At 52.4% G+C, this 26,942-nt stretch carries 25 protein-coding genes; 2 read left to right on the forward strand and 23 right to left on the reverse strand.

What is annotated here, in order from left to right; all coding sequences use genetic code 11:
- Positions 1-6 precede the first annotated feature (6 nt).
- From E3E30_RS02290 to E3E30_RS11325, 17 genes are all read right to left on the reverse strand, one after another.
- Positions 7-300 carry a hypothetical protein gene (locus E3E30_RS02290; RefSeq protein WP_167728296.1) on the reverse strand — a complete coding sequence of 98 codons (294 nt, stop codon included), beginning with the start codon at positions 298-300 and terminating at the stop codon, positions 7-9.
- A complete protein-coding gene (locus tag E3E30_RS02295) occupies positions 293-1,048 on the reverse strand; it encodes a hypothetical protein (protein ID WP_167728297.1) in 756 nt (251 codons plus the stop codon). Before E3E30_RS02295 ends, E3E30_RS02290 begins: the two co-directional genes overlap by 8 nt.
- An 11-nt stretch (positions 1,049-1,059) precedes the next feature.
- Positions 1,060-2,535 (reverse strand): DUF87 domain-containing protein, encoded by a 1,476-nt coding sequence (locus E3E30_RS02300; protein WP_167728298.1) that lies wholly within the window; start codon positions 2,533-2,535, stop codon positions 1,060-1,062.
- Between the two features lie 133 nt (positions 2,536-2,668).
- A complete protein-coding gene (locus tag E3E30_RS02305; protein WP_167728299.1) occupies positions 2,669-3,496 on the reverse strand; it encodes a hypothetical protein in 828 nt (275 codons plus the stop codon).
- A 5-nt stretch (positions 3,497-3,501) separates the two neighbouring features.
- Entirely contained in the window at positions 3,502-3,984 is a 483-nt protein-coding gene (locus tag E3E30_RS02310) for a hypothetical protein (RefSeq protein WP_167728300.1), read from the reverse strand.
- Between the two features lie 11 nt (positions 3,985-3,995).
- Positions 3,996-4,787 carry a hypothetical protein gene (locus tag E3E30_RS11320; protein ID WP_240922504.1) on the reverse strand — a complete coding sequence of 264 codons (792 nt, stop codon included), beginning with the start codon at positions 4,785-4,787 and terminating at the stop codon, positions 3,996-3,998.
- A 3-nt stretch (positions 4,788-4,790) separates the two neighbouring features.
- Positions 4,791-5,033 carry a t26-9p gene (locus E3E30_RS02320; protein ID WP_167728301.1) on the reverse strand — a complete coding sequence of 81 codons (243 nt, stop codon included), beginning with the start codon at positions 5,031-5,033 and terminating at the stop codon, positions 4,791-4,793.
- Positions 5,023-5,379 (reverse strand): hypothetical protein, encoded by a 357-nt coding sequence (locus tag E3E30_RS02325; RefSeq protein ID WP_167728302.1) that lies wholly within the window; start codon positions 5,377-5,379, stop codon positions 5,023-5,025. The genes E3E30_RS02320 and E3E30_RS02325 overlap by 11 nt, the downstream gene beginning before the upstream one ends.
- Positions 5,380-5,913 (reverse strand): hypothetical protein, encoded by a 534-nt coding sequence (locus tag E3E30_RS02330; RefSeq protein ID WP_167728303.1) that lies wholly within the window; start codon positions 5,911-5,913, stop codon positions 5,380-5,382. It lies immediately after the preceding gene.
- Positions 5,914-5,918: 5 nt separating this feature from the next.
- Entirely contained in the window at positions 5,919-6,338 is a 420-nt protein-coding gene (locus E3E30_RS02335; RefSeq protein ID WP_167728304.1) for a hypothetical protein, read from the reverse strand.
- Between the two features lie 99 nt (positions 6,339-6,437).
- Positions 6,438-8,684, reverse strand: a complete 2,247-nt coding sequence (locus E3E30_RS02340) for a hypothetical protein (protein ID WP_167728305.1) — start codon at positions 8,682-8,684, stop codon at positions 6,438-6,440.
- Between the two features lie 4 nt (positions 8,685-8,688).
- Positions 8,689-9,873 carry a hypothetical protein gene (locus E3E30_RS02345; protein WP_240922506.1) on the reverse strand — a complete coding sequence of 395 codons (1,185 nt, stop codon included), beginning with the start codon at positions 9,871-9,873 and terminating at the stop codon, positions 8,689-8,691.
- A gap of 771 nt (positions 9,874-10,644) precedes the next feature.
- Positions 10,645-10,875 carry a hypothetical protein gene (locus E3E30_RS02350; RefSeq protein WP_240922508.1) on the reverse strand — a complete coding sequence of 77 codons (231 nt, stop codon included), beginning with the start codon at positions 10,873-10,875 and terminating at the stop codon, positions 10,645-10,647.
- 119 nt (positions 10,876-10,994) lie between these two features.
- On the reverse strand, positions 10,995-11,171 hold the full coding sequence (locus E3E30_RS02355) for a hypothetical protein (protein ID WP_167728308.1): 177 nt from the start codon (positions 11,169-11,171) through the stop codon (positions 10,995-10,997).
- Positions 11,172-11,373: 202 nt separating this feature from the next.
- A complete protein-coding gene (locus E3E30_RS02360) occupies positions 11,374-11,547 on the reverse strand; it encodes a t26-2p (RefSeq protein ID WP_167728309.1) in 174 nt (57 codons plus the stop codon).
- Positions 11,548-11,554: 7 nt separating this feature from the next.
- Complete coding sequence (locus tag E3E30_RS02365; RefSeq protein ID WP_167728310.1) at positions 11,555-11,833, reverse strand: hypothetical protein; 279 nt, start codon at positions 11,831-11,833, stop codon at positions 11,555-11,557.
- Positions 11,830-12,570 carry an integrase gene (locus E3E30_RS11325; RefSeq protein WP_346765890.1) on the reverse strand — a complete coding sequence of 247 codons (741 nt, stop codon included), beginning with the start codon at positions 12,568-12,570 and terminating at the stop codon, positions 11,830-11,832. The genes E3E30_RS02365 and E3E30_RS11325 overlap by 4 nt, the downstream gene beginning before the upstream one ends.
- A 760-nt stretch (positions 12,571-13,330) precedes the next feature.
- Here E3E30_RS11325 and E3E30_RS02375 point away from each other — a divergent pair.
- The gene (locus E3E30_RS02375; protein ID WP_167728311.1) at positions 13,331-15,088 is read left to right on the forward strand and encodes a hypothetical protein; all 1,758 of its coding nucleotides are present in this window, start codon (positions 13,331-13,333) and stop codon (positions 15,086-15,088) included.
- Between the two features lie 13 nt (positions 15,089-15,101).
- Here E3E30_RS02375 and asnS read toward each other — a convergent pair whose 3' ends face one another.
- Entirely contained in the window at positions 15,102-16,394 is a 1,293-nt protein-coding gene (gene asnS / locus E3E30_RS02380) for an asparagine--tRNA ligase (protein WP_167728312.1), read from the reverse strand.
- 220 nt (positions 16,395-16,614) lie between these two features.
- Between asnS and E3E30_RS02385 the strand changes: the two genes are divergently transcribed.
- Positions 16,615-17,811: an amidohydrolase gene (locus E3E30_RS02385; protein ID WP_167728313.1), complete on the forward strand. Its 1,197-nt coding sequence runs from the start codon at positions 16,615-16,617 to the stop codon at positions 17,809-17,811.
- On the opposite strand, the gene E3E30_RS02390 is transcribed toward E3E30_RS02385, so the two are convergent.
- From E3E30_RS02390 to E3E30_RS02410, 5 genes are read right to left on the reverse strand one after another with little or no spacing between them, the layout of a single operon-like run.
- Positions 17,798-18,346 carry a hypothetical protein gene (locus E3E30_RS02390; protein WP_042690081.1) on the reverse strand — a complete coding sequence of 183 codons (549 nt, stop codon included), beginning with the start codon at positions 18,344-18,346 and terminating at the stop codon, positions 17,798-17,800. The genes E3E30_RS02385 and E3E30_RS02390 overlap by 14 nt on opposite strands.
- A 3-nt stretch (positions 18,347-18,349) precedes the next feature.
- Positions 18,350-22,687, reverse strand: coding sequence for a PEGA domain-containing protein (locus tag E3E30_RS02395; protein ID WP_167728314.1), 4,338 nt, complete (start codon positions 22,685-22,687; stop codon positions 18,350-18,352).
- Entirely contained in the window at positions 22,681-23,445 is a 765-nt protein-coding gene (locus E3E30_RS02400; RefSeq protein WP_167728315.1) for a protein phosphatase 2C domain-containing protein, read from the reverse strand. The genes E3E30_RS02395 and E3E30_RS02400 overlap by 7 nt, the downstream gene beginning before the upstream one ends.
- Positions 23,442-25,772, reverse strand: a complete 2,331-nt coding sequence (locus tag E3E30_RS11330; protein WP_240922510.1) for a serine/threonine-protein kinase — start codon at positions 25,770-25,772, stop codon at positions 23,442-23,444. The genes E3E30_RS02400 and E3E30_RS11330 overlap by 4 nt, the downstream gene beginning before the upstream one ends.
- The gene (locus tag E3E30_RS02410) at positions 25,769-26,932 is read right to left on the reverse strand and encodes an ATP-binding protein (protein WP_167728316.1); all 1,164 of its coding nucleotides are present in this window, start codon (positions 26,930-26,932) and stop codon (positions 25,769-25,771) included. Before E3E30_RS02410 ends, E3E30_RS11330 begins: the two co-directional genes overlap by 4 nt.
- Positions 26,933-26,942 lie beyond the last annotated feature (10 nt).

Consider the following 26,942-nt stretch of genomic DNA (forward strand, 5'->3'; position numbering starts at 1 on the left):
TGCTAACTATTCTCCAATCAGCCCATTCAACAGCACCAGCTTTCTTATTTCCTTTGCAACGTCCTTCAGGAGTTCTCGCCCGTACTCGTTCCCCATCAGCTCGTAGGCCTTTGCAAGCTTCACTGTAATCTCGTCGAGTATCTCCCTGTTCAGCTGTTGCTTCTGTTTCAGTCCCCAATTGGAAGTGCTTGTATCTTTGTCTTCAGACTTCTTTGAGACGTCTGCTGAAGGCTCCTCGGGAATCTCCTCGTCAATGAACTCGCTTCCGATGTTCACTACTCCTGTCTCCACGTCAACCACCCACGAAGGCGCTCAGTTCCTTCTTAATCGGGTTCTCGTCTTCTCTGAACTCCATTTCAGAGCCACCGAACTTCTCAACTTTCTTGCCGGTCCTTGGGTCTTCCTTCTCCTTCCAGTACACTTTGACCCTCGGATTAATCTGCAGGGCAAGTTCGACCTCGCGTTTGGCCTCGTGGAGCAGGCTGAAGTACTTCTCGCGGTACTTGTCCCTCTCGGCCTTGACAGCCTCGTAAGCCTCCCAACCGGCTGGAATCGCGGGGTGTATTGTCATGGGAATAGCTTCTTGGATTCCGGTCCCGTGGTACTCGGTTATGGTCTTGGCGAGAACGGTTATCGTCTCGTTGTTCCACTGGACGATTTTCTTGTGGGCCTTGAGGACCTTGTGTGGTGGTTGCTTGCCGAGGAACCTAGCGAGGCTCCACCAGAGCGAGTCGAGCCAGCTCGGCGGACGCTCCTGATAGTAAATCCAGTACTCGTCGTAGTTCACCATGTAGCTTTCAGGATAGCCGAGGACTATCGCGCCGTCCTCGGGAGTTACCGCGATGAGGAGCTTCTGATAGGCGGGCTTTATCTGGCTCATCTTCTGCGCGAGGATTCTCTGCTGTCTCAGCCTCTCCTCAACGCGCTCCTCAATCTTCTCCTCAAGGCTGAACTCGTCAAGGCGGACGAGCTCGGCAATCTGGTCGTCGCTCATAATAATGCCCGGCTGGCGTTTGGCCTTCTTTTTCTTCTTAAACGGCCACACCATCTTTCATCACCTCAAAAGCTTTGATTGGGGCGGAAATACATTTTAACGGTAAATTCTCGGTCAAACGAAAACCAACCTCTGCCTTTCTTCCTCCGGCGCTTCATGAACTCCTCAAAACTGCCGTGCTCGACTGGAATCCTCAACCGGTCGCCGTCCATGATGGCGACGCGGAGAATATCAAGGTCCTTGGGGCTGGCGAGAGCGCCGATAACGGCAATGTGGGCCGCGCCCATGATGAGACTCATTGGGAGCTTGTAGAGGTACTGCGTTCCGGCCACGACGTTGATGCTGAGGGAACGGCCCTTTCTGTAAATCTCCTCGATGGCCTTCCAGGCGAGGTTGTGCCTGCTGGCTTCTCCCGCCGTGCCTATGAGGTCCTGTATCTCGTCGAAGAATATCCACACGTCAACCCTGTTCCGGCCCGCGATGAGCTTAATCTTCTGCCAAAGGAGGTACATGATGAGCCTCTGTTCCTCAAGGTCGAGCTCGGAGTTATCGCTGAAGTCTATGATGTTGATTCGTTTAGTCGTGAGGTAGTCGGTGAAGGGCTTTGGTTCATCATAAATGCCTGGCAGTTTCTCAGGGGAATTCTCTTCGACTTTCTCAGCCTTGGGCTTGAGGACGGAGCCTTTGAGGTAAAGCGGGTCGGCGCGTATCTCGTCGAGAATGCTTTTGAGGCTCTCGTAGGTCCTGCCGGAGATGTTTTCCTCCTGCTGAACTCTTCTCAGTATCTCATCGGGGTCGTGGATTTTGTAAACCTTCCAGTATTTCCTCAAAATCCTGCCGTAGGCAGTCCCCCTCGGAATGTCGAACTTCCTCGCGAGCATGTCAAAGCTGATGTCCCTCAAAGGTATCCGGCCAACCACTACCTCTACGGGTTTTCCGCCGTTGTCGAGCTTGATTGCCGCGAGGGGTCGGGTTGGCCTGAAGACGATTCTCCTTGTTTTGAATGCCTTTGCCTCAAGCCCGTGCCAGGTGAAGAGAGTAACCGGGTATGGCCGTCTCGAGACGAGGACGTTCTCGAGGAGGTAATTCGGCAGACTCATTGCGAAGTCTCCGGGGTAACCGAGGTGCTGTTTAAGATGCTCCTGCTTCAGCTTCTTCTCAAAGTAATAAGCTAAGTAGGGGTGTTTCTTTGATGCATAGTCCAGGCCGGCCTCGTTCACGAGGTTTGTCCAGTAGGCCTTGAGGCGCTGGAACTTTGAGTAGTCGTACTTCCTCTCAAAGATGACGATGAGGACCTCTCGGCCGTTCTCATGATAGTACTCCCAAAGGGCCTCGGCGAGGGCCTTCATGAATGAGGTCTTGCCGTAGCCCGTCTTTCCGAGTATGAAGATGTGATTAGCCTCGCCGACTTTGAGTGGCAGGTAAACTCTCTCCTTCCGGTTGGTACTCATGAGCCTGCCGAGGTAGGGCCCACTCGTCGGGTTGAAGTGCGGAATTTCCATTCCGACTGTGGTTCCGACTCTTTTTGCCGAGACTGCCATCTATCTCAACCCTCCGTTTTCTTTCACGATTTTTCTTATTTCTAACAAAAAACTACTGTGCCCCGTAAAAGGCAGACTTAGCGAGCTTTATTTTTCCATCAGCCTCCTGTTGTGTCTTTTACAATTGAGGTTATCACAGCCCTGCAAACTCATGCCTCCTCTTGGCGCGATAAAGCCCGTATCCGACCAATCCAACCACGACAAGGCTGGCAGTTAGGCCTTTCAGCAATACAGAACCGACGAGCCTCTCCTTCTTCGCCTTCTCTATGTAGCTCTGCTTACTCTGTGAGCTCTGCTCATTCATCACCTGTTGTATTATCTGCCTGTATTCCTCGTTCTGCTGGCTCAGAAAGTCGGCCTTCGCCTTGAGCTGATTGTACTTGTTTGTTAGATTCGCCAGCTCGGCCTTGAGGGCCCTGTTCTGCTTCGTGAGGTTCACAATTCTCGCGTTGAGCTCGGCGATGTTCGGCCGGCTCTTCAGTTTCTCTTTCAGCTGTGAGTTCTCCTTCTCGAGCGAGTTAACCTGCGCTTTGAGCTTTGCGTTTTCATTCTTCAGCGCGCTGATTTCCCTCGTGAGGTTCTCTACCTGCTCCTTGAGCCTCTCATTCTCGGTCAGAAGGGCCGAATTCGCCGAAGAGAGCTGACCAACCGTGAATAACTCTGGCCCGTTGATAGTGATGTAGCCCTTCCCGTTGAAGGCGATGAATGAGATGCTTAGATTTCCGGCCTTAGTGCTCCCGTTTCCTTGGATTAAGGCCAGTATACTGCTCCCATTCTGGACTATAAGCGCGAGCTGGCCTGTTCTGTTGTTTTGGTCAACGGTGAGTGTGAGATTGTTCACGGTGATGCTCTGTCCGACCTCAAGGGCCCCTGACCATGAGAAGGTAACCGCGAGGGCTGGAGCAATGGATAACATATATATTATTATAGGAAGCCAGAACTTCATACTCCTGAAACTCATTCTTCTCACCCCAAGATTCCCTTCACTTCTACCGCGCCCGTCTTCCGATTCACCCACGCAAAACCCGCGAACATATCATTCGAGCCAGCTTTAAGCTTCAACTCGAAAACCCAATATTTCTGCCCGTTCTTTTCCTTCTCTGTGAGGCTGGCTTTGTCGGGGTAGAGCCTGTAGCCGTACTTCCTCAGCTTCTCGTTGTAGCTGGCCAGATACTGGAGGATGAGATTGTAGGCTTCCTCGGCGGTAATTGGGTAGTTCTCAACGTAAGCGCCCTGCATTATCGTGATATGCCCATCGCTCCAGAGAATAGTTCCATTCTCGACAATGTAGCCTTTCTCCGGATAACCCAACTCATACAGTCTTTGCTTGAGCGGGTCGGTGTGATGGAATGTCGAGTAGCCATAGTAGAGTATGAACAGCGCTGAAACAACCGCGAAAAGGCGGAGTATCACGCGGGAAAATGAAGGAGAGGAGCGGTGGGCGTACATTTCAGCCCACCTCAACCGCTCGCGGTCTTAGTCTCGTTCGCGTAGAGCTGGACGGTGCCGTTCGCCGGCACTCTGACCATGTTACCGCTGATGTCATAGACTTCTGCATAGACATCAAGGTAGTAGTACGTGCTGTCGGTCGTGTTGCTGTCAACGGTGAGCGTGTAGGTGTACGGAGCAGTGGTCAGGGTGACGTTGCTGAATGTTACGTTGGTTAGGTTGCCGTCCGCGGTGACTGCATAGAATAGGATAACCTTGTCTATGGCGTCGTTGTCGCTGGCGTTGACAGTGATGGTCGCGTTGCCTGTCGTGGCGTTGTATTCAATGCTCAGGGTCGCGGTCGGGGCAGTGGTGTCCTTCACAGTTATGCTCTGAACGTCGCTCTCGAGAGTCTTTCCGCTGTCATAAGCCACCTTGACCTTGTAGTACACAGCATCTCCAAACTTTGAGGGAATCTCGGCCTTGTAGGTGCCGTTATCGGCGGTGGCGTTGAGGGCAATATAAGTGGCGTTATTCGGGTCGGCAACATTCAGAGCATAGAGGACCTGGACGCTACTGATGTTGAAGTGCTCTTCATTCGTGAGCTTAAAGCTAACTAAGACATGCCCGGTAGCCTGGTCAACGGCCGCGGAAATGTCGGAGATAGCCAGCTGGTAGGTCTCAGTGCTGTTGGTGGTCTGGTTGTCGAGATTCAGGAGCACTCCAGGGCCGGCACTGTCCGGCTTAGCAACGACAAAGTAGCCGACCACGAAGAGAACGGCCAGAAAGCCCGCTATCAACCAATTCTGATACTTCCTCTTCATTCTTCAAACACCTCCTAATCCACTTGAGAGCTGTTTGAGCAGAGTCGGAACCTGCTTCAGGAAAGAAACGAAAGTGTCGAATAGGCCGAAAGCCTTTATCAGCGCGAGAGCGCCGAGGACGTAAAACACTAAGGCCGCCTTCCCGCGGATTAATGCTCCGATTATGATGAGCAACAGGCCAAGGGCAACATAGGGGTGCTGGCTTGCCAAGCTCTGGAGCTGGCTGACGATTGAGTTAGCGTCCATAGCTCTTCCCTCCCCTCATGCTCAATCCCGCGAGTATTCCCACAGCTACAAATCCAAGCACTGACTTCAGCAGGTCGGCGACGACTGAAATTGGATTCTTGTAGATTGCAATGAGGTAAACGACGACGATGAAGCCTGCAGCGAGGAGGTCAGCAAGGCCCCACACTGGACTGATGAATCTCGCAAAGGCCAGAGTCATGAGCACTGCCAAGCCGACGAGATGATACCACTCGGTTGGGAAGCCAAGGACTGTCAAGGCCGTTTTCAGAGTATCCTGGAGCACTGTGATGTTGAGGAGGTAAAAGATGAAAGACGCTGCCAGCACTTGCCACTCTTTCACTTCCATTCACCCCAACAGGGCCGTAATCATCCTCGTCTTGACGAACTTCATCGCAAACGCGGGAAGGAGCACGAAGTTGTGAGTTACTATGCTGGCTGCGAGCCAGATGTAGAGCAACAGGGGCTCGTCGCCGGTGTTGGGTAGCATCGTGTAGGTTGCAACCATGCCCGCCCAAAGGATAGTAGCCGGGTTGTACTGGCCGAGGCTGAATGCTACAGTCCCGGTTACTGCAACGAGGACGGCGAAGAATATCACCGCCGAAACGACGAGTGCTCCAAGCACAGCTCCAAAAGTCCCGCCGCGCAGTCTTGCACCAACTGACCAGTAGAGGTTCGTGTAGTCTGATTTGTCGGTAAAGTGGTCTATTGCCTCAAAGACCAGTACGACTGCCAGGGAAGTTCCGGAAACAGCCTGGAGGAACGCTGCGACGGTTACGTTCTTGTCCTTGGTGTAGTAGAACAATAGCGCCATCATGGCCACTGCGAACGCTGACTTCATCAGGGCGCGTCCCCACATGAGTTTCTTCATTGGGTCTGGCATTCTCCTCACCCTCCAAACACGAGCTTTGGAATGAGCTGGAAGTACTGGAAGTGGGTAACGACGTTAGCAGCGAGCCACATCCAGAATCCGAGCTCCATTGTGCCGGTTTTTGGCCAGAGGAGGAGTAACGTCAGGAACATTGCAACCACGAGAACTACTGGACTGATGCTGGCAAAGTTCAGGGTAATCGCTCCCGCCATGAGCCAGGTCATGACGAGGAAGAACATTCCCGCGGTTCCCATTGCAGTCATGAGGCCACTGAATCCCTTCTGCCTGCCCCAAACTTTCCTGTAGAGGCTTCCAGTGTCCATCATGTAGTCGAGGATGAGGTAGAATCCGAGGATGATTAGTGGGATTCCCGCGAGGGTCTTGTTGAATTCTGCAAAGGTTATGCTTTCTTTGCCGGCGTACCACTGTATTAGCACGAGGAGCCCCAAAATGAGGGCTCGATATGCCCAAGATATTGAGGAGGGCCCTGAGAAGAGCCCTCTATTCGCGTTTGCATCCGCCATTCTTACATCACCTCACAGAGATATTCCAATTGCTGGCCCGAAGACAAACACAAACGCCAGGCCAGCCGCGATGAGAGCTCCCATAGTGCCAAACAGATTCTTGGCAACGTAAATCCCTGCAATCGCGAGCCCGATGCGGAGAATGAATGCTAAAACGCTCCTCCAATCACTAAGGTCTGGCAGAACACCGTTCATGAACCCGCCCTCGTACTGTTTTGCGTTCTCATCGAGCTTCTTTGCGTTCTCAGCGAGAGCCTTAGCCTGCTCAGTCTGGCCATAATAAGCCGCCTGCGCCGCCTGCAAGTAGTAGTCTCCAGCCATTTCCTCTTCCTTTTCAATCTCCGCGAACCTGAGAAGGTCATTCGTGTCGTCAACAGTACCCATCTTCTCAGCGTACTCAATTGCCTTGTTGTAGTGCTTTATCGCGAGCGAAGCGTAGTTAGAAACGTCTTTCTTGCCCTCCGCGTCGCCCTTTGCCTTCCAAGCCTCCGCGTCTTTTATCTTTGATTTCAGTCCTTCGATAATTGTCTTTGACATCGTCTTGAGCTTTGTAGCTTCTTCAGCAGTGATGACCTTGTCAGAGACTATGTCCCCAATCTCAGTTATGTATTGGTCCAATGTAACGACTCTGTTGGGCGGGATAACCGCGATGTTCGGCTCAACGAGAATCCAAATCGGGATTTTTGTACCCTCATCACGCTCAACATCCGCTTTTAGGGCGAGGAATGCCCTGTACGTTACTACATCAGGCGCGTTGTGGTAGGTGACACTTATGTAGAGCTTCTTTCCTGAAGCGATATCACCAAGCGTTGCGGGGCCGTCAACAGGCTGGCTCTCTGCGAGCTCCCATCTGCCGTCTTTGAGGATTCTATAAACCACAATCCTGGCTTCATCAATTATTGCTGGACTCATAGGGTCAAAGTAGCCAGGGTTGCCCTGGAAGACAAATTTAAAGTTCGTAGTTGCGTCGAGAATGTTTACAGGGTTCCCATAGACGACAGTTAGAAGGTTTGAGGCTGCTCCGGCGAAAAGAATGTTGTACCTTGTAAAACTCATTGCGGCTTGAGTGTCCTTCGCGTCAACTGGAAGTGAGCCCCCAAATCCACCAAGAGGATAAGTTCCGCCACCAACGTGTTTCCACGCGGAGAGGCTCTGCCAGCGGGCGTGAATTGGCTCGTCGTGGTCAAAGTGCCACTCTCCGTCTGCATAGTAATAGATTTTCCTGTAGCCATCCACTTCGACGACGATTTCAAATTTATCGGGCTTTGCCGAGAACAGCTTCGCTATTGTAGCATTGTCCGCGTTGCCATACATGACGCTCATTAAATCGCCAAGATTGTCATCAGGTCCCTTGAGAATTGTCTCAAAGCTCCAAGCACTAGAGGGGTTGTTGTCTTTGTCCTCATCTCCAGGGTCGATACAATTTGAGTCTTTAGCATAGTTCCAAACCCTTGTCCACTTGATATCTCCAGTTACGGTGTCTTTGACGTAGACTTTGACAGTTGTTAAGCAAATAGGGTCTTTCACGTCTTTTGTCCCACGGGGGAGCAGGTCAATTTGGATGGGAAACGCGCTAAAACCGTAGATACTTTCGGGCCCGCGAAGCTCAAATGAGGCAAAGTCTCCCGTTCCGTTTGATTCTTCTATTGAATACTCGATTAGTTTACTCTTTAGTTTTGCTTGAAGAATTTGGAGGTCTTTGATTGCTGCAGCGTCGGCTTCTTTCGTGAGATTTGAGGCGAGGGCGTTTATCACTGCAGTGTTATCCTCTAACTCCTGTTTAGTCACGTTTTTCGGATTTTGAAAGTTGCCGGGTATCTTTGGCTTTGGTGGGTAAAGGAGCTTTTTCAGGGGGTCGAAAAACTTTCCGACGGCGTCTTTAATGGTTTGCTCAATATGGGCTCCCGCGATATAACCAACTATTCCTCCGACTACAGTGCCAATGGCAACACCAATTGGGCCTCCTGCAGCACCGATGCTTGCTCCAATTTTGGCACCAGCTAAAGCCCCTGCCGCACCTCCCCCAATGTTGTTAGTGAGTGTGTGAACTGCAGATTTCACCTTTTTTCCCAAACCATCCCACGGCCATGCTGTCGCGTAACCTGCTGAAAACGTCGAGCTGATGAGTAGTAATAGGATAAAAGCACTCGCAAGGCTCTTTCTCTTGTTCTCTCCGTCGCGCCTGCGAGGCTTTCTCTTATTCTCCCCATCCTCATCTTTCTTCTTCCTGCACTTCAGAAAGTTGAAAAGAGAAAGCATGCTATCACCTCCTCCTCAGTGCCAAAACCAACCCGCCCACGACGAGCAGGCCGGCCAAAACGTAGAGGAGCATCTTTCCTCCAGAACTGGCCCCGCCAAAGAGGCTGAACCCTGAATCGTCAGAGATAGTCACGGCTACCTTGTCAGAGAAGACGGTCGCGTTGCCCTGCATAACGGCAACATTCAACTCGTAGGCATCATAAGTGAGATCTTCCGGCACGGCGAAGGCTATGCTGACGTCTTTCTCTGCGAGTGGAGCAACTGAAATGCTCTGGTTTATTTCGGCCGGCAGGAAGCCTCCACTGACGACAATCGTGTAGTACTGCACGTCGCTTGACGGGTTCTTGAAGTGGAGGACAATCGTTCCCCCGCCGCCCTTCTGCACAGTGAGAGTCTTCGTTTTCAGCGTGATGACCGGGTTCACGGTAACGTCATAGACTGCCGTCTGGCCGTTCCACTGCAATTCAAGCGTGTAATCGCCTTCTTTCGGGATTTTTGGCGTGAACGTGTAGGCTTCATACGGGCTGAAAGCATGGGACGCACTCCAAACTTCATTTCCAATTGAATCCTTCAGGACCGCGGTGACGAGGTAGCTCTGGCCGCTCGACTCTGAAATCCTCAACTGATTCTCGCCAACCTGCCACTCGCTCGGCATCTGGACGGAGAAAGGCAGCGGCTCAACCTTGTAAACGACCTGCTTTGTAGTCGTGTAGGTCTTTGACATGATTGCATCGTTCGAGGTGAGGGTGATAGTGAAGCCATGCTGGCCGACCGCGCCGGCCTTGAATTTGATTGAAATCTGTGTTGGGCCTGAAATGTCGCCGAGGTAGTACTTCCCGTTCTCAGGACTGACGAGAGAGCCGTCTTTTCTGACTTCTATGATGTCAGAGAGGCCGGAAAGGCTCAAGTATGTGTTATAGGTCGCACTCGTCTCAATCGGACTTAGAGTGAAGGTGAGCGTGTAAATTGTGCTCTCATGAATGCTGATGTTCGAGGGGAAGTTCTCAAGCTTGAATGCCGCGCTCGAGGGGTACATTTCAATGCTGACGCTCATGTCAGAAGTGACGTCAATCGTCTTCGTGACGCTCCAATAGCCGGTTTTTGAAAAAGTAAGCGTATGCGTGCCCTTCGCGAGCTCAAGCGAGCCGCCGTTGTCAATCGTGCCGAGAACCGTGTCACCTTCCTTCACCGTAACACCCGTGAGGGGCTGGTTGGTGAGAGCATCATAGAAACTGAATTTGACTGGCGTTCCGGACAGTTCGACACTATAGAGCTTGAACACCTGCACGTGCCACGCCCAATCGCCCGCTCCAACATGCTGACCCGCGATTAGCTTAGTTACGCGCCCGAATGACGCTGGCAATTTCACATTCGAGAAATATGTTATATTGTTTTTCGTGTCAAAAACAGAGATTGTGTTGTTATACACGGAGATTGCAAGCTGATACTCAGTCAGATCCAGCGAATCAACGTTTACCTGCGTGATTTCTTGTCCGTCTTCGTAGAGAACGACTGCCCACGGGGCCTTACCTCCGTCTGTTCCCTGGAACGAAATTGTTACATTTGTCCAGTTTTCATCCTGCAAGATGAAACCAAACGAAATTCTACCATACTGATTAGTGCCTCCTGCGACAAAGTGTATCACTATTCTATCAAAGTTACTGCTGTTTGCAATGTTGAATATCGCGAGTGCGTCTTGTGCTGACAGATCTATGTAGTTACCAACAATCTTCGCGTCGTTCTTTAGAATCGCAGATGAGAGTTCTAATGTTTGTGATGCTGAAACTGCGCCCATTCCCCCCGTCAGCATCCCGAACAAGAGTAGCAGAGTGAGCAAAACGCCGAATCTCTTCACTTAGATCACCTCCTCTGCCAGCTCGCCGTGTCAACCGCAAGCCCGAACATGACGATACCCACCGCCATGAGCCCAATTGCCAGAATCAGCCCAAGAACGCCCATCTCAACCACCCACGCTGTAGTCAATTCCAATCCCGCCCACGAGGGCCAGCAGAAGCGCGAGGTTCTGAACGCTGTTCTTGAGCGCGTCAAGAAAAGTCATTCCTGCATACTGAGCCAGCGCTACCAAGAAAGCCACGAGCATCATGTCGTACATCATGACTCTCCAACCGCTCGTGAAAGGCTCGATGAGGGCCACCGCCTTGCTTCCTTTGTTCGTGAGCCCCCAATGCATCAAGACACCGCCAACCGCGCCGATTGCCAAGGCTTCTTTTGTCATCAAGGGCCAGGCAATCTTAAGCCAGAAGGCAGTGATCATGACGAAAAGAACCAGCTGAGCAAGGCTCTTAGGCTTCATACTGCCATCGCCCCTCGCATCTTCTTCATGCGAGAAAGCTCAGCGAGGAGCTGTTGCTTTCGTCTCGTTACTCTCGCGAGCTCGCGCTGTGCTGAATCAATCTGCCTTCTCAGCGTGCTTGCATACCTGTCAAGAGCTTCAATTTCCCGAGCAATACCCTCAAGCGAGTCCATACTACCGCCTCCGGAAGCGTCGGGCCTCATCGCCGCGGGCGTGCCCGCCCTGCTGGCTCAGCCCTTAACTATGAATCTGATTAGAGAACTGATTTGAGCGGAGGAAGGCCCATTCTACGTTGAAAGTGCAAAAGAAGGGTTTATAAGCTGATAAGAACAAATTAAGCGTAATTTAAGCTTAAATTAAGCGTAAAGAGAAAGGTCATTCCTGCAAAATCTCTTCTGGCCGCACATTCCCAAGTTCCATTCTGTAGAGCTTGATGATTGCCTCCCTGACTACCTGGTTAAAACTGGCCCCTTTCACCTTTGCAAGGGCTTTTGCCCTCATCTCAACGTCCTTATCGATGTAAACACCACGAACAAACCTTTGGGCCATCCTCCGCTCACCTCCTTTCAAGGTTTTCCATCATAATCCTCCACATTGTCGCAAGCGTAGCTACAAACGGGAAGAACACCCACATCACCAGGCTAACGAATTCGTCTGGTTCGGTAATCCTTCTGACCCATTGGGGATCGATTAAGAATTGATACACAATGACACCTGCTATGTAGCCCTTCACAAAATCCCAATGACCCGTTTGCACTAAGTGTATCTGTATAGAGACTCCAGCAAATATAGCCGCAATAAGAAGCAAAAAGCTCCCCAACTTCCTCCAGTTCATTTCTCGCCCTCCAGGACTTTCTTCAGCTCATCCACAACCGCAGAATACCACTCATCGGCCAGGAGAGTCTTGTTAAGGTAATGCGTCGCTCCAACGCGCTGGCTTGCACGTCCTTGGATAAAATCAGCAATGTCGGCAGGAACGCCCTGACGGATGAGGAAAGTGTAATGCCACTTCCTTATCGTGTTGGCAGAAACTTTCCCGTGACTCACCCAATCCTTGGCGCTCACGTAGTTGACATTCATCGGCTCAAGGAGCTCGTAGAACTCCTTTGGAGCATAGGCCCAAAAGCCCCTCTTTTTACCGCGGGAGAATGCAAACAGTGGGTATCTGGCGACCTTCTCGTTCACGATGTAGACGTTCTGCCAGTTGAAGGTGTTCACCAGCTGGACAGCGTGGGTCAGCCTGATTCCTGAGAATACCAAAAGCTTGAAGAGCGTGAGCTTTTCTTCACCGCGCTCTTTGATGGCTTTGTATGCTTCTCTGATTTCCTCGTCAGTCACGAAAACGGCCCGAACTCCAGCCTTCCGCTTGATTTTCATGATTCTCCTCCAGTCGTCTGCGAGGTGGTAGTCGATGATGTGTTTCTCCTCAAGGAATGTGGTGAACTTGCGGAGGCCTTTCACTACTCTGTCGTTGTAGTTCTCCGCTTTGAGGGCCTTTTCTAGGTCCTCGTACGTTTTTAATGAGTGCCGACCAAAGAAGACTTCGAGCGCTTTGAGGTAGTCTTTCTTCACTACTGGCGTTATTTGGTCAGAGAGCCATTCTGCAAACTGCTTTTTGTAAATGGCCCACAAATCGTTGAGTTTTCCTTGTCTTACAAGGTGGAGGTCCGGGGTTCGAATCCCCGCGGGCCCACCATCGAAACTTTTGCCAAGCAAAAGTTTCATCAAAGTTTGTGATTCTCTTTTGAAAAAAGTCTATTCTGTGAATGGATTTCTGCTTGAGTTGCCCTTTAAAGATGAGTGAATTCCTTTAATAGTACCTTTTACAATGGGTTCAGGTCTTTAGCGCTCCTTTGGAGCGCGGTTTAAGTAGAACCCGTGTGAAGGAGTCCTTAAGAAGGTGAATTCAAATTCTCAACGGTTGACTTGATTTTAAAATCCTTTGAAGAGGAGCCATAAAGAGGAATCACGAGCTTTTGGTCAAGCTTTGTTAAAGCTTGCTCTGTACTCTCAAACCCCCGGAGTGGGGCTTCGCCCCCCGTTAGGAAACTTTGCCTGCGCAAAGTTTCATCAAAGTTGGCATGCCTCTTGAATGGCTTGTTCTCATGAGGGTTTACTTCCAAACTCGCCAGTCTTTTTGGTGTGTTCTTTTTGGAAAATGTGATTTACGAGCAAAATCTGCTCTATTTAAGCCTTGAGCAAGAGCTACAAACTTTTGAAAAGCCTCTTCGAAAGTGCTAATTGGGGCTTGCAATATTGTTTCCGCCGCTGGCGTTGAGGATTTTTAATTTTTAAATTAAACTTTTTAATTAACTAACGAAACGTTTTTAAATTGTGCTTATACTATGTACCAACGATTAAAATGAAAAAGCTACAAATCATAATCTTAGCGATAATATTAGCATTCATAATTGTAGGTTCTATATCCCATTCTTATGCTAATGCTGAGACAGTCTGGAGGAGTAACAATCAATTTGCGGTGGTATCCACCAGCAAGTACGTTGTTTTTAATATCAGCAACGTTACAATAATTAACTTTCCAAAAAATGCCCAAGATATCGATATTGCAATTTATGCCACTGTTGGCGTTCTAAACTCCTCACATATTCTCAAAGTTGAGGCAGTTCTGTATGAACCTCACAGCAAAAGAGCTTTTTTTGTTATTTCCCCTCAAGGTTCCAGAGACATTATTTTAAATTCTACCATCAGCTATGGCCACTTAAACCACTGGAACGTAGTTCTCTGCGAAAATGATATGTGTTCTCGCCCCCTTGAAATTGGTTTTATTCTAAAAAATGTAACTTTAACAGGCACTACCGTATACATTGATTACGCATATGCAGTTCTTGTGAGTAATTCAGCCAATATGAGTCTGCTCGTTCCAGAGAAAAATCCCGTTCATCTAGTTGTTGCGTTTACTGAGGATGGCAAAAGAGTAGTAAAGAACTACACATTTATACCAAATGAAAATGGTGAAGAATTTAACGTATCTTCAGGCTCTACGAATTCTACTAACTCGCGAAGCTATGTTGGAGCGGGCCTTCTTCTAACGTGGATTTTACTTTTGATTTTATTACCTACGATAGCGTTTCTGTTCTCGGATAGTTTACTAAATGAAAAGGGGAGAACTGCATTGTTTAGTTTTGGTGGAGTGTTTGTTTATCTATTTGTTCCTCTCTCTTTGGCTAAACTTTTCCATATACGCACTTTAATGGGAATTTGGATTTGGATTATATATCTGGTTTCTGTATCTTTTTTGATTCTCTTAAGTGGATTACAGGAAATTCCCTATGAAGGTGTTGTTTCATTAATTGTCACATTTATTCTTACTAGTAATGTTGCCCTTCTCCTTTGGGTAGGGGTTAATCCGGGAGACTTTGCCATACTCATCTGGGTCTTCTCAATGGTATTTGGGGCGGGTATCACCTTTGTTTTAATCTGGAACCGCTGGGAAACTATTTTGCTGGGGGCGCTAGGTATCCTCCTCATTGTTCTTCTTTCTATGGTAACTTCGCTGTTTTCTATAAATTTCATTACCTATGGCCTTGCTTTACTGGCTCTGGTGGGATATGGACTTGTATTTGTTCAGGCCCTTATTAAAACTACTGTTGGGCGAGGAGAGAGCAATGATATCTTAGATACATTCTACAACCTTATTATAGGGGCTTTCATTGTCCCTAGCTCTCTCATTTTTGCTTATGCTATCACAAATGGAATGGGGCTTCCGGACAACACAGTCAACACACTGGTACAACAGTTTCAGAGTGTAGTCATTCTTTATCTTGGCATAACCCTTACATCTGTTCTCCTTCTCTGGGAAGAGAGTCAGGAAAATTTGATGCTTGCAAGATTCCTTACCTTGCAGAACGTCATTTCAATGCTGTTGATTGTGCTTGGCGGGGGAATGTTTGTCATTTTGGGTGTTAATTTTGGGATGACAAATAATAATACTGACATTGAAAAGTTACTGAATTGGGCCATGTCTACAAGACAAAATATGGTAGTGTTCCTAATATCTATCCTGGAAGGTATTGGAGGACTAATCCTATTAATTTTATCGAATCTAAATAGGAATCAGAGAAGAGAATAGTAAAAGATTAAGCTCACGGGTAAAGCCTGCTCGGCGTCCTCGGGAAGAGTGTGGCCCACCTCACATGGTCGAGCTTGAGAACCCACGCGACGAGTCTCTCAAGGCCGAGGCCGAAACCGCTGTGCGGAACTGAACCGTACTTCCGGAGGTCGAGGTACCACTGGTAGTCCTCGGGGTTCATTCCCTCCTCAAGGATTCTCTGCACGAGCTTGTCGTAGTCGTCCTCACGCTGACTGCCACCGATTATCTCGCCGTAGCCTTCCGGAGCTAGCATGTCCGCCGCGAGAACTTTCCTCGGGTCCTCCGGGTCTTCCTTCATGTAGAAGGCCTTGATGCCCTTTGGATAGCCGTAGACAAAAAACGGGGCCTCGAACTCCTCGGTAAGAACCCTCTCCTCGTCGGCGCCCATGTCCTCGCCCCACTCTATCTCGACGCCCTTGCTCTGGAGTATGTCTATGGCCTCGTCGTAGCTTATCCTCGGGAACGGCGGAACGGCGTTCTTGAGCGTGGTTAAATCCTTCCTGAAGGTCTCAATCTCGCTTCTCCTGAGCTCAAGCGCGCGCTGAACCATGTAGCTCACAAGCTCTTCTTCGACCTTCATGATGTCCCAGAGGTCCATCCATGCGGCCTCAAGTTCGAGGTGCCAGAACTCGGTGAGGTGCCTCCTTGTCCTGCTCTTCTCGGCCCTGAAGCTCGGCGTGAGCGACCAGACCTTTTCGAGGCCAAATATTGCCGCCTCAAGGTAGAGCTGGGCCGACTGGCTCAGGTAAGCATAGCGGTCAAAGTACTTGAGTTTGAAGAGCGTTGAGCCACCCTCCACCGCTCCTGTGACGAGTATCGGCGGAAAGACCTCGTACCAGCCGTCCTGGAGGAGCCACTCCCGCGCCGCCTGAACGAGCGTGGCCTTTACCTTCATTATGCTCGCGACCTTGGGCGAGCGGAGGTGCAGGTGCCTGACGTCGAGCAGGAACTCCGGGCTTGCGTCCTTCGTTATCGGGAAGAAGTCAACGTTCTGGATAACTTCAAGCTTGTCGGCTTGAACCTCCGCCCCTGTGGGAGCGCGCGGGTCAGCTTTAACGGTTCCCTCGACGATAACGCTCGACTCGATGCCGAGCTTCTTGGCCTCCCTGTAGGCCTCTTCGTTGAGTTCCTTGGAGAAAACTACTTGGACGATTCCGCTCGAGTCCCTGAGCACTATGAAGACCTTTTTTCCGACCTCCCTCTTTCTGTAAACCCATCCGGCGAGCTTAACCCTCTTCCCTTCCATTTCGGGCTTAACGTCGGCACAGTAAACTTTATCAATCACCTTTACCACCTCCAAAAGCTTTTCAGCGGGGTTTATAACGCTAACCCAATCAGAAGAGGCTATTCAGCCAGAGCGACAGGACCCTTAGCCTTGACTCAATCCGAACGAGCCGGGGCATGGTAGGGATTTTTCATTTTGGGATTTAAATCCTTTGGGCATTTGAATGTCACAACGTCAAAAGGTTTAAGTTCTTCCCTGCCGTATGTTCAACGGTGGGAGGATGTTCGCGCTGGTCGGAAAGCTCGTCGATTACCGCTCCGTTCGAGATGGGGCCGTCATCGTTGAGGATAACATCATTCGGGCCGTCGTTCCGGCGGGGGAACTGGGGGAGTGGGGCGTTGACGAAGTTTACGGCGGGGAGAACTACCTCGTGATTCCCGGCCTAATCAACGCCCACACCCACGTGGCGATGGCGCGCTTTAGGGGTCTCGACGAGGACCTACCGACGGAGGAATGGCTTGAGAAAATCATCTGGCCAATGGAACTTGAGTGGACGCGGAAGGAAATCCGCGAGTGGGCTGAAATCGGTCTTAAAGAGGCTTTGATGAACGGCTCGACGACGGTAAACGACCACTACTTCTTCGCGGACGAGATAGCGGAGGTCGCCGAGAAGCTCGGCATAAGGGCCTTCATCGGCCAGACGGTTATGGACGAGGTTGATTTCCCTCTCGCAAGTTCTGAGGAAGGTTCCCGATTCTTCAAGCGCTGGAAGAAAAGCGGGCTCGTAACGCCTACCCTTGCACCGCACGCAACGAACACCGTCTCGCTTGAGCTGATGAAAGAACTTGCCGAACTCTCCCGGGAAACCGGCGCGAGGGTTCACATCCATCTCGCCCAGAGCAGGGCGGAGGTTTCCGAGGTTAGAAGGCGCTACGGCCTTTCGCCCGTTGGCCTCCTCGAAAGGGCCGGGCTTTTGAACGAAAGTCTAATCGGCGTCCACGGCGTTTATCTAAGCGATTCTGACTTCGAGAGGTTGGCCAAGGCCGGCTCGACCCTCGTCCACTGCCCAACGAGCAACGTCAAGCTTGAAGCACGAACGGTGAGTCTGAGAAAACTCCTCGACCTCGGCCTCAACGTGGCCCTGGGCAACGACTCGCCCAATCCAACCGGAATCCTCGACTCCTTCATTGAGATGAGAACAGCCGGAATCGTCGCGAACCTGACCGCCGGAAAGGCGCACGCGGTTCCAGCTCGAGAGCTCTTCGGAATGGCGACCGTTGGAGGCGCGAGGGCCCTTGGATTAAAGGCCGGACTCATTGAGCCCGGCTATCTCGCGGATTTGGTTCTCATAAACGCAGATAAACCGTGGTTCAGGCCGTTGGAAAACGTTTACTCGCTCCTCGTTTACTCCGCGAGGGGAAGCGACGTGGAAAAGGTTGTGGTAAATGGAAAAGTGGCTTGGGCTAAGCCCTCATAGCCTTCTCAATCTCTTTGAGCCTCTCTCCGGAGGGCTCTACGTCGAAGAACGCCTCTGCCTCTTTTATCGTTTCTTCGTCAAAGTTTCCGCTCAGGATGCTTTCGCTCGTTACGTCGAGCATGGAACTCAGAGCCTCGTCGAGGGTTTCAACCTTCGCCATCGCCTTTTCGAACTCAACCTGCATCTTGGCAACGTCCTCTGCTCCGGGTCCCTCTGCAATGCTCTCAACGATGTCCCTGCTGAAGCGGAGGAACTCAGCCGAGACCTTAACGAGTTCCCTCTGGATTTCTGCCTCCTCCATGAGGAGGAGAAGGCGCTTCGCCTGCTTTATTCGATTCTCAAGGACAAGGTACTTTACGGCGCTTCTTCTCAGCAGTTCCTCGTCGCCGAGCTTCGCCGCTTCCTTTCCCTGAAGGAAGACCCTGCGCTTTAAGGCTTCGAGGTTGTTTATGTACTGTTTCAGGGCCATCTTTGCCTTTTTGGCCCGTATCCTCCTTTCTATCTCTTTCTCCTCTTTGGATTTCCAGAACTTCATGGTTCACACCCCGTTTTCACGCTCTATCTCGTGAAGGAGCACCTTGAGCCTTTCAACGAAGTCCTCTCTTACGGGCAGGTTTTCTCTAATCATGAGCTCAAGGGCTTCAATTGCCCTCCCGAGCTCCTCTCTGTGCTGGGTTGTATAGAATTTCAGGTCGCTCAGGGTGTTGAGAAGCTCTGCCTTCCTGTTGAGCTCCGCGTAGGCTAAAGCGAGCTTCGAGAGGGTTTGGACTACGAGCCTGCTGTTCTCCCTGATTTCCTCGGCGGTCTTGCTCCTCTTCAGAGCCTCCACGCTTCTTGCGAGGGTTTTCTTCAGCTCCTCAACCTGGAACTCGAGCTCCTGCTTCCGCCTCTCGCTCTCTTCGAGCTTCTCAAGGTCCCTCAGAAATTCTTCAACGCTTTCGTAGCGGTTTTCCTTCCTCTTCGCCAGCAACTTCTCGAAGAGTCCGTCGTACTTCGCCAATGCGGGGTTGAACTCTGAGGGTGGTTTGTGGAGGTAGTTCTCGTCAGTTATCTTGCCGAAGACCTCCTCATAGGTGTAGCCCTCAAACGGAACCCTGCCGGTCAGTAGCTCGTAGAAAATCGTCCCCAACTGCCATACGTCTGTCCTGTGGTCGGTGTTTCCGAACTTGCTCGGCATCAGGTGCTCCGGCGCGGCGTAGAGTGGGGTGTAGCCCATCACGCTCCTTCCCGAGCTCATCGTTCCTATTTTCGCGAGTCCCCAGTCGGTTATTTTCGGTGTTAGGTCTGACTTGAGGAGGATGTTTCCGGGCTTTAAGTCGCGGTGAACGATGCCTTTCGAGTGGGCGTGTTTTAGGCCTTCCGCAATGCCCTTTATGAGTCCCAGTGCGGTTTTCTCATCAACGGGCTTTGGCAGTTCCTCAAGCGTTCTAACGAGCTTCCCATTAACTTCCACGCCCTCAACGAACTCCATCTCAAGGTGGGGAACTGGTAAGATGTCCGCATCGTAGAGCTTGACGACGTTGGGGTGGTTGAGCTGGAACCACGTTGAAACCTCGCGGAGGAAGGTCTTGCTGGTTTTCTCGTCGATTCTGGGGATTTTTAGGGCGACTGTTTTGCCGTCCTTTTTGCGTTTGACCTTGAAGACCTTGGCGAAGCCGCCCTCCCCGAGGAACTCAAGGGGCTCGTATCTGTCTAGGAGCTCGGCCGGGAAGCCCTCAATTGAACCCTTGGAGAGCTCATTTTGGGTCTTTCCTCCAGAGCGCGAGCGCTTGAGAAGGAACACCGCCCCAACAAGGATGAACACGGCCAGAACACCTGCAATGGCCTTCCTTGGAACTGCGTTGGTCGGCGTGGATTCGCTGGTTGTTTTCGGTTGGGTATCCTGAGAGGTCACCACCGAGAGGATTAGCGTTATTTTCTTTTCTTCTCCTGGGGCAATGTCAACCGTTTTTCTGGTCGGTTGATAACCTTCCTTCCGGATTTCTATTGTGTGAGTACCCGGTGGAAGGGTGAGCGTCAGCGGTGTTGTCCCGCGCCACGTGCCGTCAACGTAGACGTCCGCTCCTGGGGGTTCGGAGTTTATCCAGACTGTTCCGGTGGCCAGTTTCTTTTCGAGCTTTGCATACACCCTTGAAGTTGCTCCTGGGAGAATGTTGACCGTTACCAAGTATGGCTTGTAGCCTTCGAGAGTCACGTTTATCGTATGCTGGCCCGGCTGTAGCTCAACGGTCAGGGGGGTAGTCCCGCGGTATGTGCCGTCCACGTAAACGCTGGCTCCCGAAGGTGTTGAGTCAACTACTAGGGTTCCGGATTTGGGTTCCAGGTTTACGTTTAGAACAACGGTTTTCCCAGCATCTACCGTGACCGTCGTCGAGTACTCCTCATAGCCGGGCATCTTCAGCTGAACCCTGTGCGTTCCGGGGGATACACTGACGTTTATTGGCGCTATTCCCTGGTAGCCTCCGTCAACGTAAACCTCAGCGCCTGCAGGTGCGGAGACTACTTCGATTGTTCCCCTATCACTCTGCACCTGTGAGGGTGTTGAAGTCGTTGTTCCTGTTCCCGTTGTTTCCCCTGACACCAATGTTTCAGCGGGTTCAAGTGAACGGACGGCAAGGAAGCTTCCAAGTCCCGTAACTGGGTCGGGGATTCCAACTTTCACTCTCTTGTTGGTGATGTAGAAGTCCCACAACTCGGCCGTGTAGATTCTGGGGGAGTTGTAGAGGTGGAGTGCGTAGGCGAGCTTGTAGAGGTCCCAGAACTGGTCGATGTTCCACATACTTACCGTTAGTCCGTTCTTGGTCCACTTCGAGTAAGCGAGCAGGCTGGCGAGGTCGTAGCCGGTCCAGTCGAGGAGCGGCTTGAGCTTATCCGGAGTGCTGTAGTACTTAAGGTTTAGTTCGCCGATGAACTTGGCAACGTCACCGCTGGCGATAGCGTTGAGAACGTCTCTGACCGTTACCGGGTTGTGGTAGTTGGAACCCCAGTTTGGAGCGACATTTGAGTCAAAGAACCAGAAGTCCCAGGCGAGGTCCGTGATGTCTTGAATTCCATTGACAGGCCATCCCTCCGTGTAAACGTGCCACTGGAGGGTGGTTGGGTCCTGACCGTAAACAACCTTGCTAGCCTGGGTTCTCTGCCACTGGATGAGCTCCACTTTAAAGCCCGCCTTCTGAAGTATCTGAGCAATGTACTTGCCCTCGTCAAGTCTCTTGTCCTCAACGCGGGCGATAACCTTCACAGTAACCGGCTCGCCGTCGAAGTACCAGACGCCATCCTTCTTCTCAAGGGTGTGGCCCTTGGCCTTGAGGGCCTGGGCGGCCTTGTTCATGGCCTCGTCAATCATCTTGATGGCGTAGGCCTCGTCACCCTGCGGGGTTATGCCCATGGCCTTCGCAACGGTTACGTAATTCTCGTGTGCGTTAACTTGGCCTGTAGGGTTTGGACCGTAGAGAGGTGCTCCGCTTCCCTGGAGTATCTGGCTGACGATGTACTGCCTGTTGATGAGCCAGTTAAGGGCGAACCTGACCTCACGGAGCGCGAACGGGTTGAAGCGGGTTCCGTTGGAGGTTTCCACGAGGCCTGTCGTGGGGTCTCCTGCGAGGTTGAGGTTGATGCTCCACCAAGTGGGGATAGCCTTGATTAGGTTGATGTTCTTGCCGTATTCCTGGACCGCACTGGACAAAGTACTATAAGGCCTGGTGAACCAGTACAGGTCGTACTCGCCTTTAGCAACGGAGAGGATAGCTGTGTAGTCGTTGAGAACGCCGTAAACGTCAATCTCTCTCCAGTACGGCTCCCAGGGGAGGGTCTTACCGTTAACGGTGTCCGGGAATCCAACCCTTCTGTTGTTCGCGAGCTTGAGGACGAGCCTCATTGCACCGGGGTTGTAGTCATCAACGTAGTACGGCCCGTTGGTCACGAGGGCATTTTTGTGGTTTGAAATCCAGCTTATCAGGGCTGAGTACCCGCTTTCTGCATCCTGAAGGCCGGAGTGGTAGTAGTCTAGACCCCATTTTCCTAGAACGTTTGAAAGCTCCGACAGGGGGCCCGGAATCGGAGTTTCATCCTTTAACCTTGAGAGCATGCCCGAAATGTACTCCATCTGCTCCCCGTCTATCAGGTTGAGCTGGTACCCGTTGGTGGGCTTTGAGCTCCACGAGAACACCTTGCCTCCGTATCCCTTTGCCACGAGCTCGGAGGCTGCATAATAGAGCTGCCAGGGGAACTCCGGGTATGGAACGTAGTTAACGGCGGTGGTCCACCTGCTGTATGGAACTGCGTAATCCTGGTAGACCGTGAACTCAACGTAATCGGATGTGACGGCTTTCACCTCGAGACCGTAGATTCCTTGGAGCTTGCCGGCCACGCTGGCGCTCCAGCTCTGGTCGTAGTACGCTCCCCCTTCATGACTCCAGTCCCAGTCCATTGCGTAGGCGAAGAGGTAGTCGGCGAGGGTTATCTTCTGGCCGTCAACCCAGGTTCCGAGACCGCACTTCCAAGTAACGGCACTCTTGGCTGTTCTGCCGGCGTATGGGGAGGTCCACTCGCCGAGGGTGTCGTTCCAGATTACAGCATCGTCCGGAACCTGAACGTTGTAATTGACACTGACAAGCTGACAGCGGTAGCTGTGATAGCTTCCGTCGGGCCCCATCACGTAGGGCGGGTCGTTGAGGAAGTACCAGATGCGGTGGGTGTAAACGTCGGTCATTCCGCTCGGGGACGGGTTGAAGACGCCCGTGAAGAGACTGCCCTGGGCAGTTAAGTACACGATTCTAAGCGCAGTCTCCTGAGTGGACTGGGCGAAAGTCGGGCTTAGTGGAACGAGTGATATTAACAGCAACACCGCAACGAATACTGCCCATCTCCTCACCATCTCCACACCACCACCGTGACGTTGTCTTCAGTGGCAGGCAGGGCCCTTTCCACGAGGGTTTTGGCGAGGTCACGTGCCGTTTTCCCCGGGGTGAGCGCCCGCAGGATTTCCTCCTTTGGAACGTAGTCGTGAAGGCCGTCCGTGCTGAGAAGGAGGATGTGATTGGCCCCCACCTCCCAGCGGTAGAGGTCAACCATCAGACGCCGCCCGATTGCAGAACTCACCCTGTTCCTGAGTGGGTGGTACATGGCCTCCTCCTCGCTTACCTGCCCCATGAGGACGAGCTCCTGAAGTGGTGAGTGGTCGAGTGTCCTCGCGACGAGCCTCCCCCTGGAAACCAGGTACGCCCTGCTGTCGCCGGTGTTGGCAACGATAACGGTCCTTCCCCTAACTACGGCCGAGACGAGGGTCGTCCCCATTCCCTCAAGTGGCCCCTTTGCGCGCTCCCTAACAACGGAGTGGGCAATCTCGTGGGCCTTCCTCAGGAGAATCGCGAGAAGGTCTTCTTCAAGGCCTTCAACGTACTCCTCCCCAAAGCCCTCCGCAAGGGTTTCCAGGGCCAGCCTAGAAGCGACTTCTCCGGCGTTGTGGCCGCCCAGTCCATCCGCAACGGCAAGTAGGTAGCCGTCGGGGAGCTTCATGATGAGCAGGCCGTCCTCGTTGTGCTTTCGTCCTCCAATGTGGGTTATCCCGTAAACGAAGTCAGTTCCGGCCCCGCTGAAGTCCACGCATGGATTTTCGGGCAGTATTAGCCTCATCTCTCCACCTCCCGTTTAATCCTATCAACAAGGACTTCCACTCTCTCAACTAGTTCCTGGGAAATCGGCAGACCCTCCCTCAGGAGGAGCTCGACGGTTTCAATCGCCCGCTCAACCTCTCCCCTTTCTTCCCGAGTGAACTCCCTGAGCTCCTCAAGCGCACTAATCAGGCCTGCCTTGTCGTTGAGCCTCGCCGAAAGGACCGCGTTCCTCCCAAGGCCTTCAACGAGTTTCCTGACGAGCCTCTGAACCTCCGACCTGTCCGTCGTTACTTGGATGGTTTTCTTGAGCTCCTCAATCTGCCCTCTGAGGTCGGCCCTTTCTCCTTCAAGCCTCTCCAAGAGCTTAAGGTCCTCCAGAAACTCCTCGACGCTTTCGTAGCGGTCTTCCTTCCTCTTCGCCAGCAACTTCTCGAAGAGCCCATCGTACTTCGCAAGCTCTGGCCTAACGGCACTCGGCGGTTTCGGCTTGATTTCTGGGTTGAGAATCTTTGCGATTACACTTGCGGGACCCTTCTCCCCGTAGGGCAGTTTTCCTGTCAGGAGTTCGTAGAAAATGAGGCCGAGCTGGTAAATGTCAGTCCTGGGGTCGGTGCGCCCGTAGGTTTCGGGGTCAAGCTGCTCCGGCGCGGCGTAGAGAACCGTTACCCCCGAGGTGGTGGTCGTTGAATGTGTTCCGATTTTCGCGAGTCCCCAGTCGGTTATCTTCGGCGTTAAGTCGGCCTTCAGGAGAATGTTTCCGGGTTTTAAGTCCCTGTGGGTTATGCCCTTCGAGTGCGCGTGCTTCAATCCCTCTGCGATGCCTCTGATGAGTTCTAGGGCAGTTTTCTCATCAACGGGCTTTGGCAGTTCCTCAAGCGTTCTAACGAGCTTCCCATCAACCTCGGCACCCTCAACGAACTCCATCTCGAGGTATGGTACCGGCGTCTCCTCCGCACGGTAGAGTTTCACTATGTTCGGATGCTCCAGCATGCTCCAGGCCCGAACTTCTCTGGTGAAGGATTTCCTGGACTTCTCAGTTAGGTGCGGGATTTTTAGGGCGACTGTTTTGCCGTCCTTTTTGCGCTTGACCTTGAAGACCTTGGCGAAGCCGCCCTCCCCGAGGAACTCAAGGGGCTCATACCCCTCCAGAAGCTCCGGCGGAAATCCGGGGACGTTGAGGTTGGCCCTTTTTTCACCCCCGCTCCTGCCCTTCAGAAAGACAAGTCCAATGATGAGGAGTACCAGAATACCTCCGAGTGCGAGAGGAAGGGCCGGTACCGGCGAGCTCTTTTCTACGCCGTCTAAACTCGTTGTTGCGGGCTGGGAACTCGACGGCTGGACAACCTGGTTGTTCGTTGGAGATGCGGCCGTCGTAAACGTTGTTGATGGTGAGCTCCTGTTTTCAGGGGGACGTGAGGCAACGGTAACGCCCCAGTGGATTACATTCGAGACAAAGGTTGGCCCGTCGAGCTTGATACCGTAGTACTGACTGGCCCACATGGGCTCGTAGCCCCCAACGGGCGTCTCGCCGCTGACTATCAGAACACTCCGTTTGTTGCCCGAACTCCACACCCATGCCGCCACTATCGGGAATTCCCCGGTTTCTCCCGCCCTGTAAGCCTTCGCGGGGGGTGCGTTGTTCTCAACGATTTGGGCATCTTTGCTCGTCCGGAGTATGATGTAAACCCCCGAAGGCTTGTTTTCATCCCCCAGGGGCTTCCAGGTGCCGTTCGCGAAGAGCGCCACCGGCCCAGGCCCGTGCGCGAGGATGCCGTAAGCCACTCCCTGAATCAAAAGCACCCTGTAAGGGGTATCGTTGCTCGGCCTGTCGTAGGCTATGGGGCGGTAGGGTCTTCCCGCGTTGCTCACAGGGTCCTCAACGGAGCACAGGTCAAGGCGTAGGGGCGCTCCAAGGGCTTTGAGCAGGTCGTTCACTATCTCTTGAGTCTTGGCGCCGTTTCCGTAGTCCGAATCACCGGCAACCCACAGAACCTTTCCTCCCGAATAGAACCACTCCCTCACGGCCGAGATTTCAGCGCTTGAGAGGTTTGCCGTTGGCTGTCCGATTATGAGGACGTCAACGTTTTCCAGCAGGCCCGGGGTTATTGACCTGCCCAGCCAGCGGATTCCCAGCTCGTCCCGATAGCTCTCGTTTCCAAAGTAGACGAAGGTGTACTGGCTGAGCGTTTCGACCATTCCAGGGGCGAGCGTCTGATTCTTATAGGTCATCGGTGTGAGTCCCTTGGGATTCTCGCCGTGGAAGAGGTCTATTCCGATTGTAACGGCAAAAGCAGGGTTTAACGTGAGAAGGAAGACGAGCAAAATTGCGATTTCAACCTTTCTCATCCCCCGAACTCCTCCGCCCACTTCTCGTACCTCTCGACATCTCTCCTCGTCAGCGGGCTCTTAATTTTCTTGAAGGCCTCCTCGAAGTCCCTCATCTCAAGCGGTCTCGTCCTGAGCGAGCGCTTTTTGAGCTCCTCGTAGGGGAGCTCGGCGAGCTTGTGGAGGTCTCTGTTCTCCTCGCGAATCATGTTCCATACCGCCTCCTGGCAGAGGTTCTTGATGTCCCTTCCCGAGTACAGGCGCCTGACGCTCTCCTCGGCTATTGCGTCCAAGTCAAGCCTGCTTATGTCGAGCCCGCGCGTGTTGATTTTGATTATCTCCTTCGTGGCCTTCTCGTCCGGTAGCGGGACGTAAATCCTCCTCGGAAAGCGCGAGAGAACCGCCTCGTCCAAATCCCAGGGGGTGTTGGTTGCCGCGAGGGTTAGAACGAGCACGTCGCTACCCTTGTCCTGAAAGCCGTCAAGCTCCGCTAGAAACGTCGAGAGCATTCTCCTGCTGGCCTCGCTCGTCTCGCCGGAGCGCCGGGTTGTGAGGGCATCTACCTCATCAACGAAGACTATGCTCGGGGCCTTCTCGCGGGCGACCTCGTAGAGGGCCGAGATTATCTTCGCGGACTCGCCGAAGTACTTGCTCAGGACGTTGCTGGCTTTGACCGAGAAGAAGGTTGCGTTTAAACTTCCGGCGGCAGCAGAAGCGAGCAGGGTCTTCCCGGTTCCCGGCGGGCCGAAGAGGAGAACCCCCTTCCAGGGCTGAACCGCTTCCGGTCTCTGGAGTGCCGAGACGACCACCGTTTCCATGAGGAGCCGTTTGACGTCCTCAAGGCCTCCAATGTCGCTCCATTTGACGTTTGACCTTGCTATGAGTCCCATGACGTAGGTTCTTAGCTCGTCCTCGTCGCTTCCCTCCGAGGTTACCTTGACCTCCCTCTTCGGAATCCTTCCCTCTTCGAGCCCCTTAGCAAGGTCTTCCCACTTTCTTGCCTTTGCCAGGTAAGAGCTCCTACCGTAGGGGTCGTGCTTGGCGAGCTGTTTGAGAATCCTCGCGCACTCAAGGGCCTTTCTCCTGGCGGTCTCGTAATCGCCTTCGGCTAGGGCCTTTTCGTAGGCCTTCTTGGCCCTTCTGAAGGACGCCATAAGCGGACCTGTCAAATCAACGGGCATTTGATACACC

It is taken from the genome of Thermococcus sp. 9N3, from assembly GCF_012027685.1.
Classification (GTDB): Archaea; Methanobacteriota_B; Thermococci; order Thermococcales; family Thermococcaceae; genus Thermococcus; species Thermococcus nautili.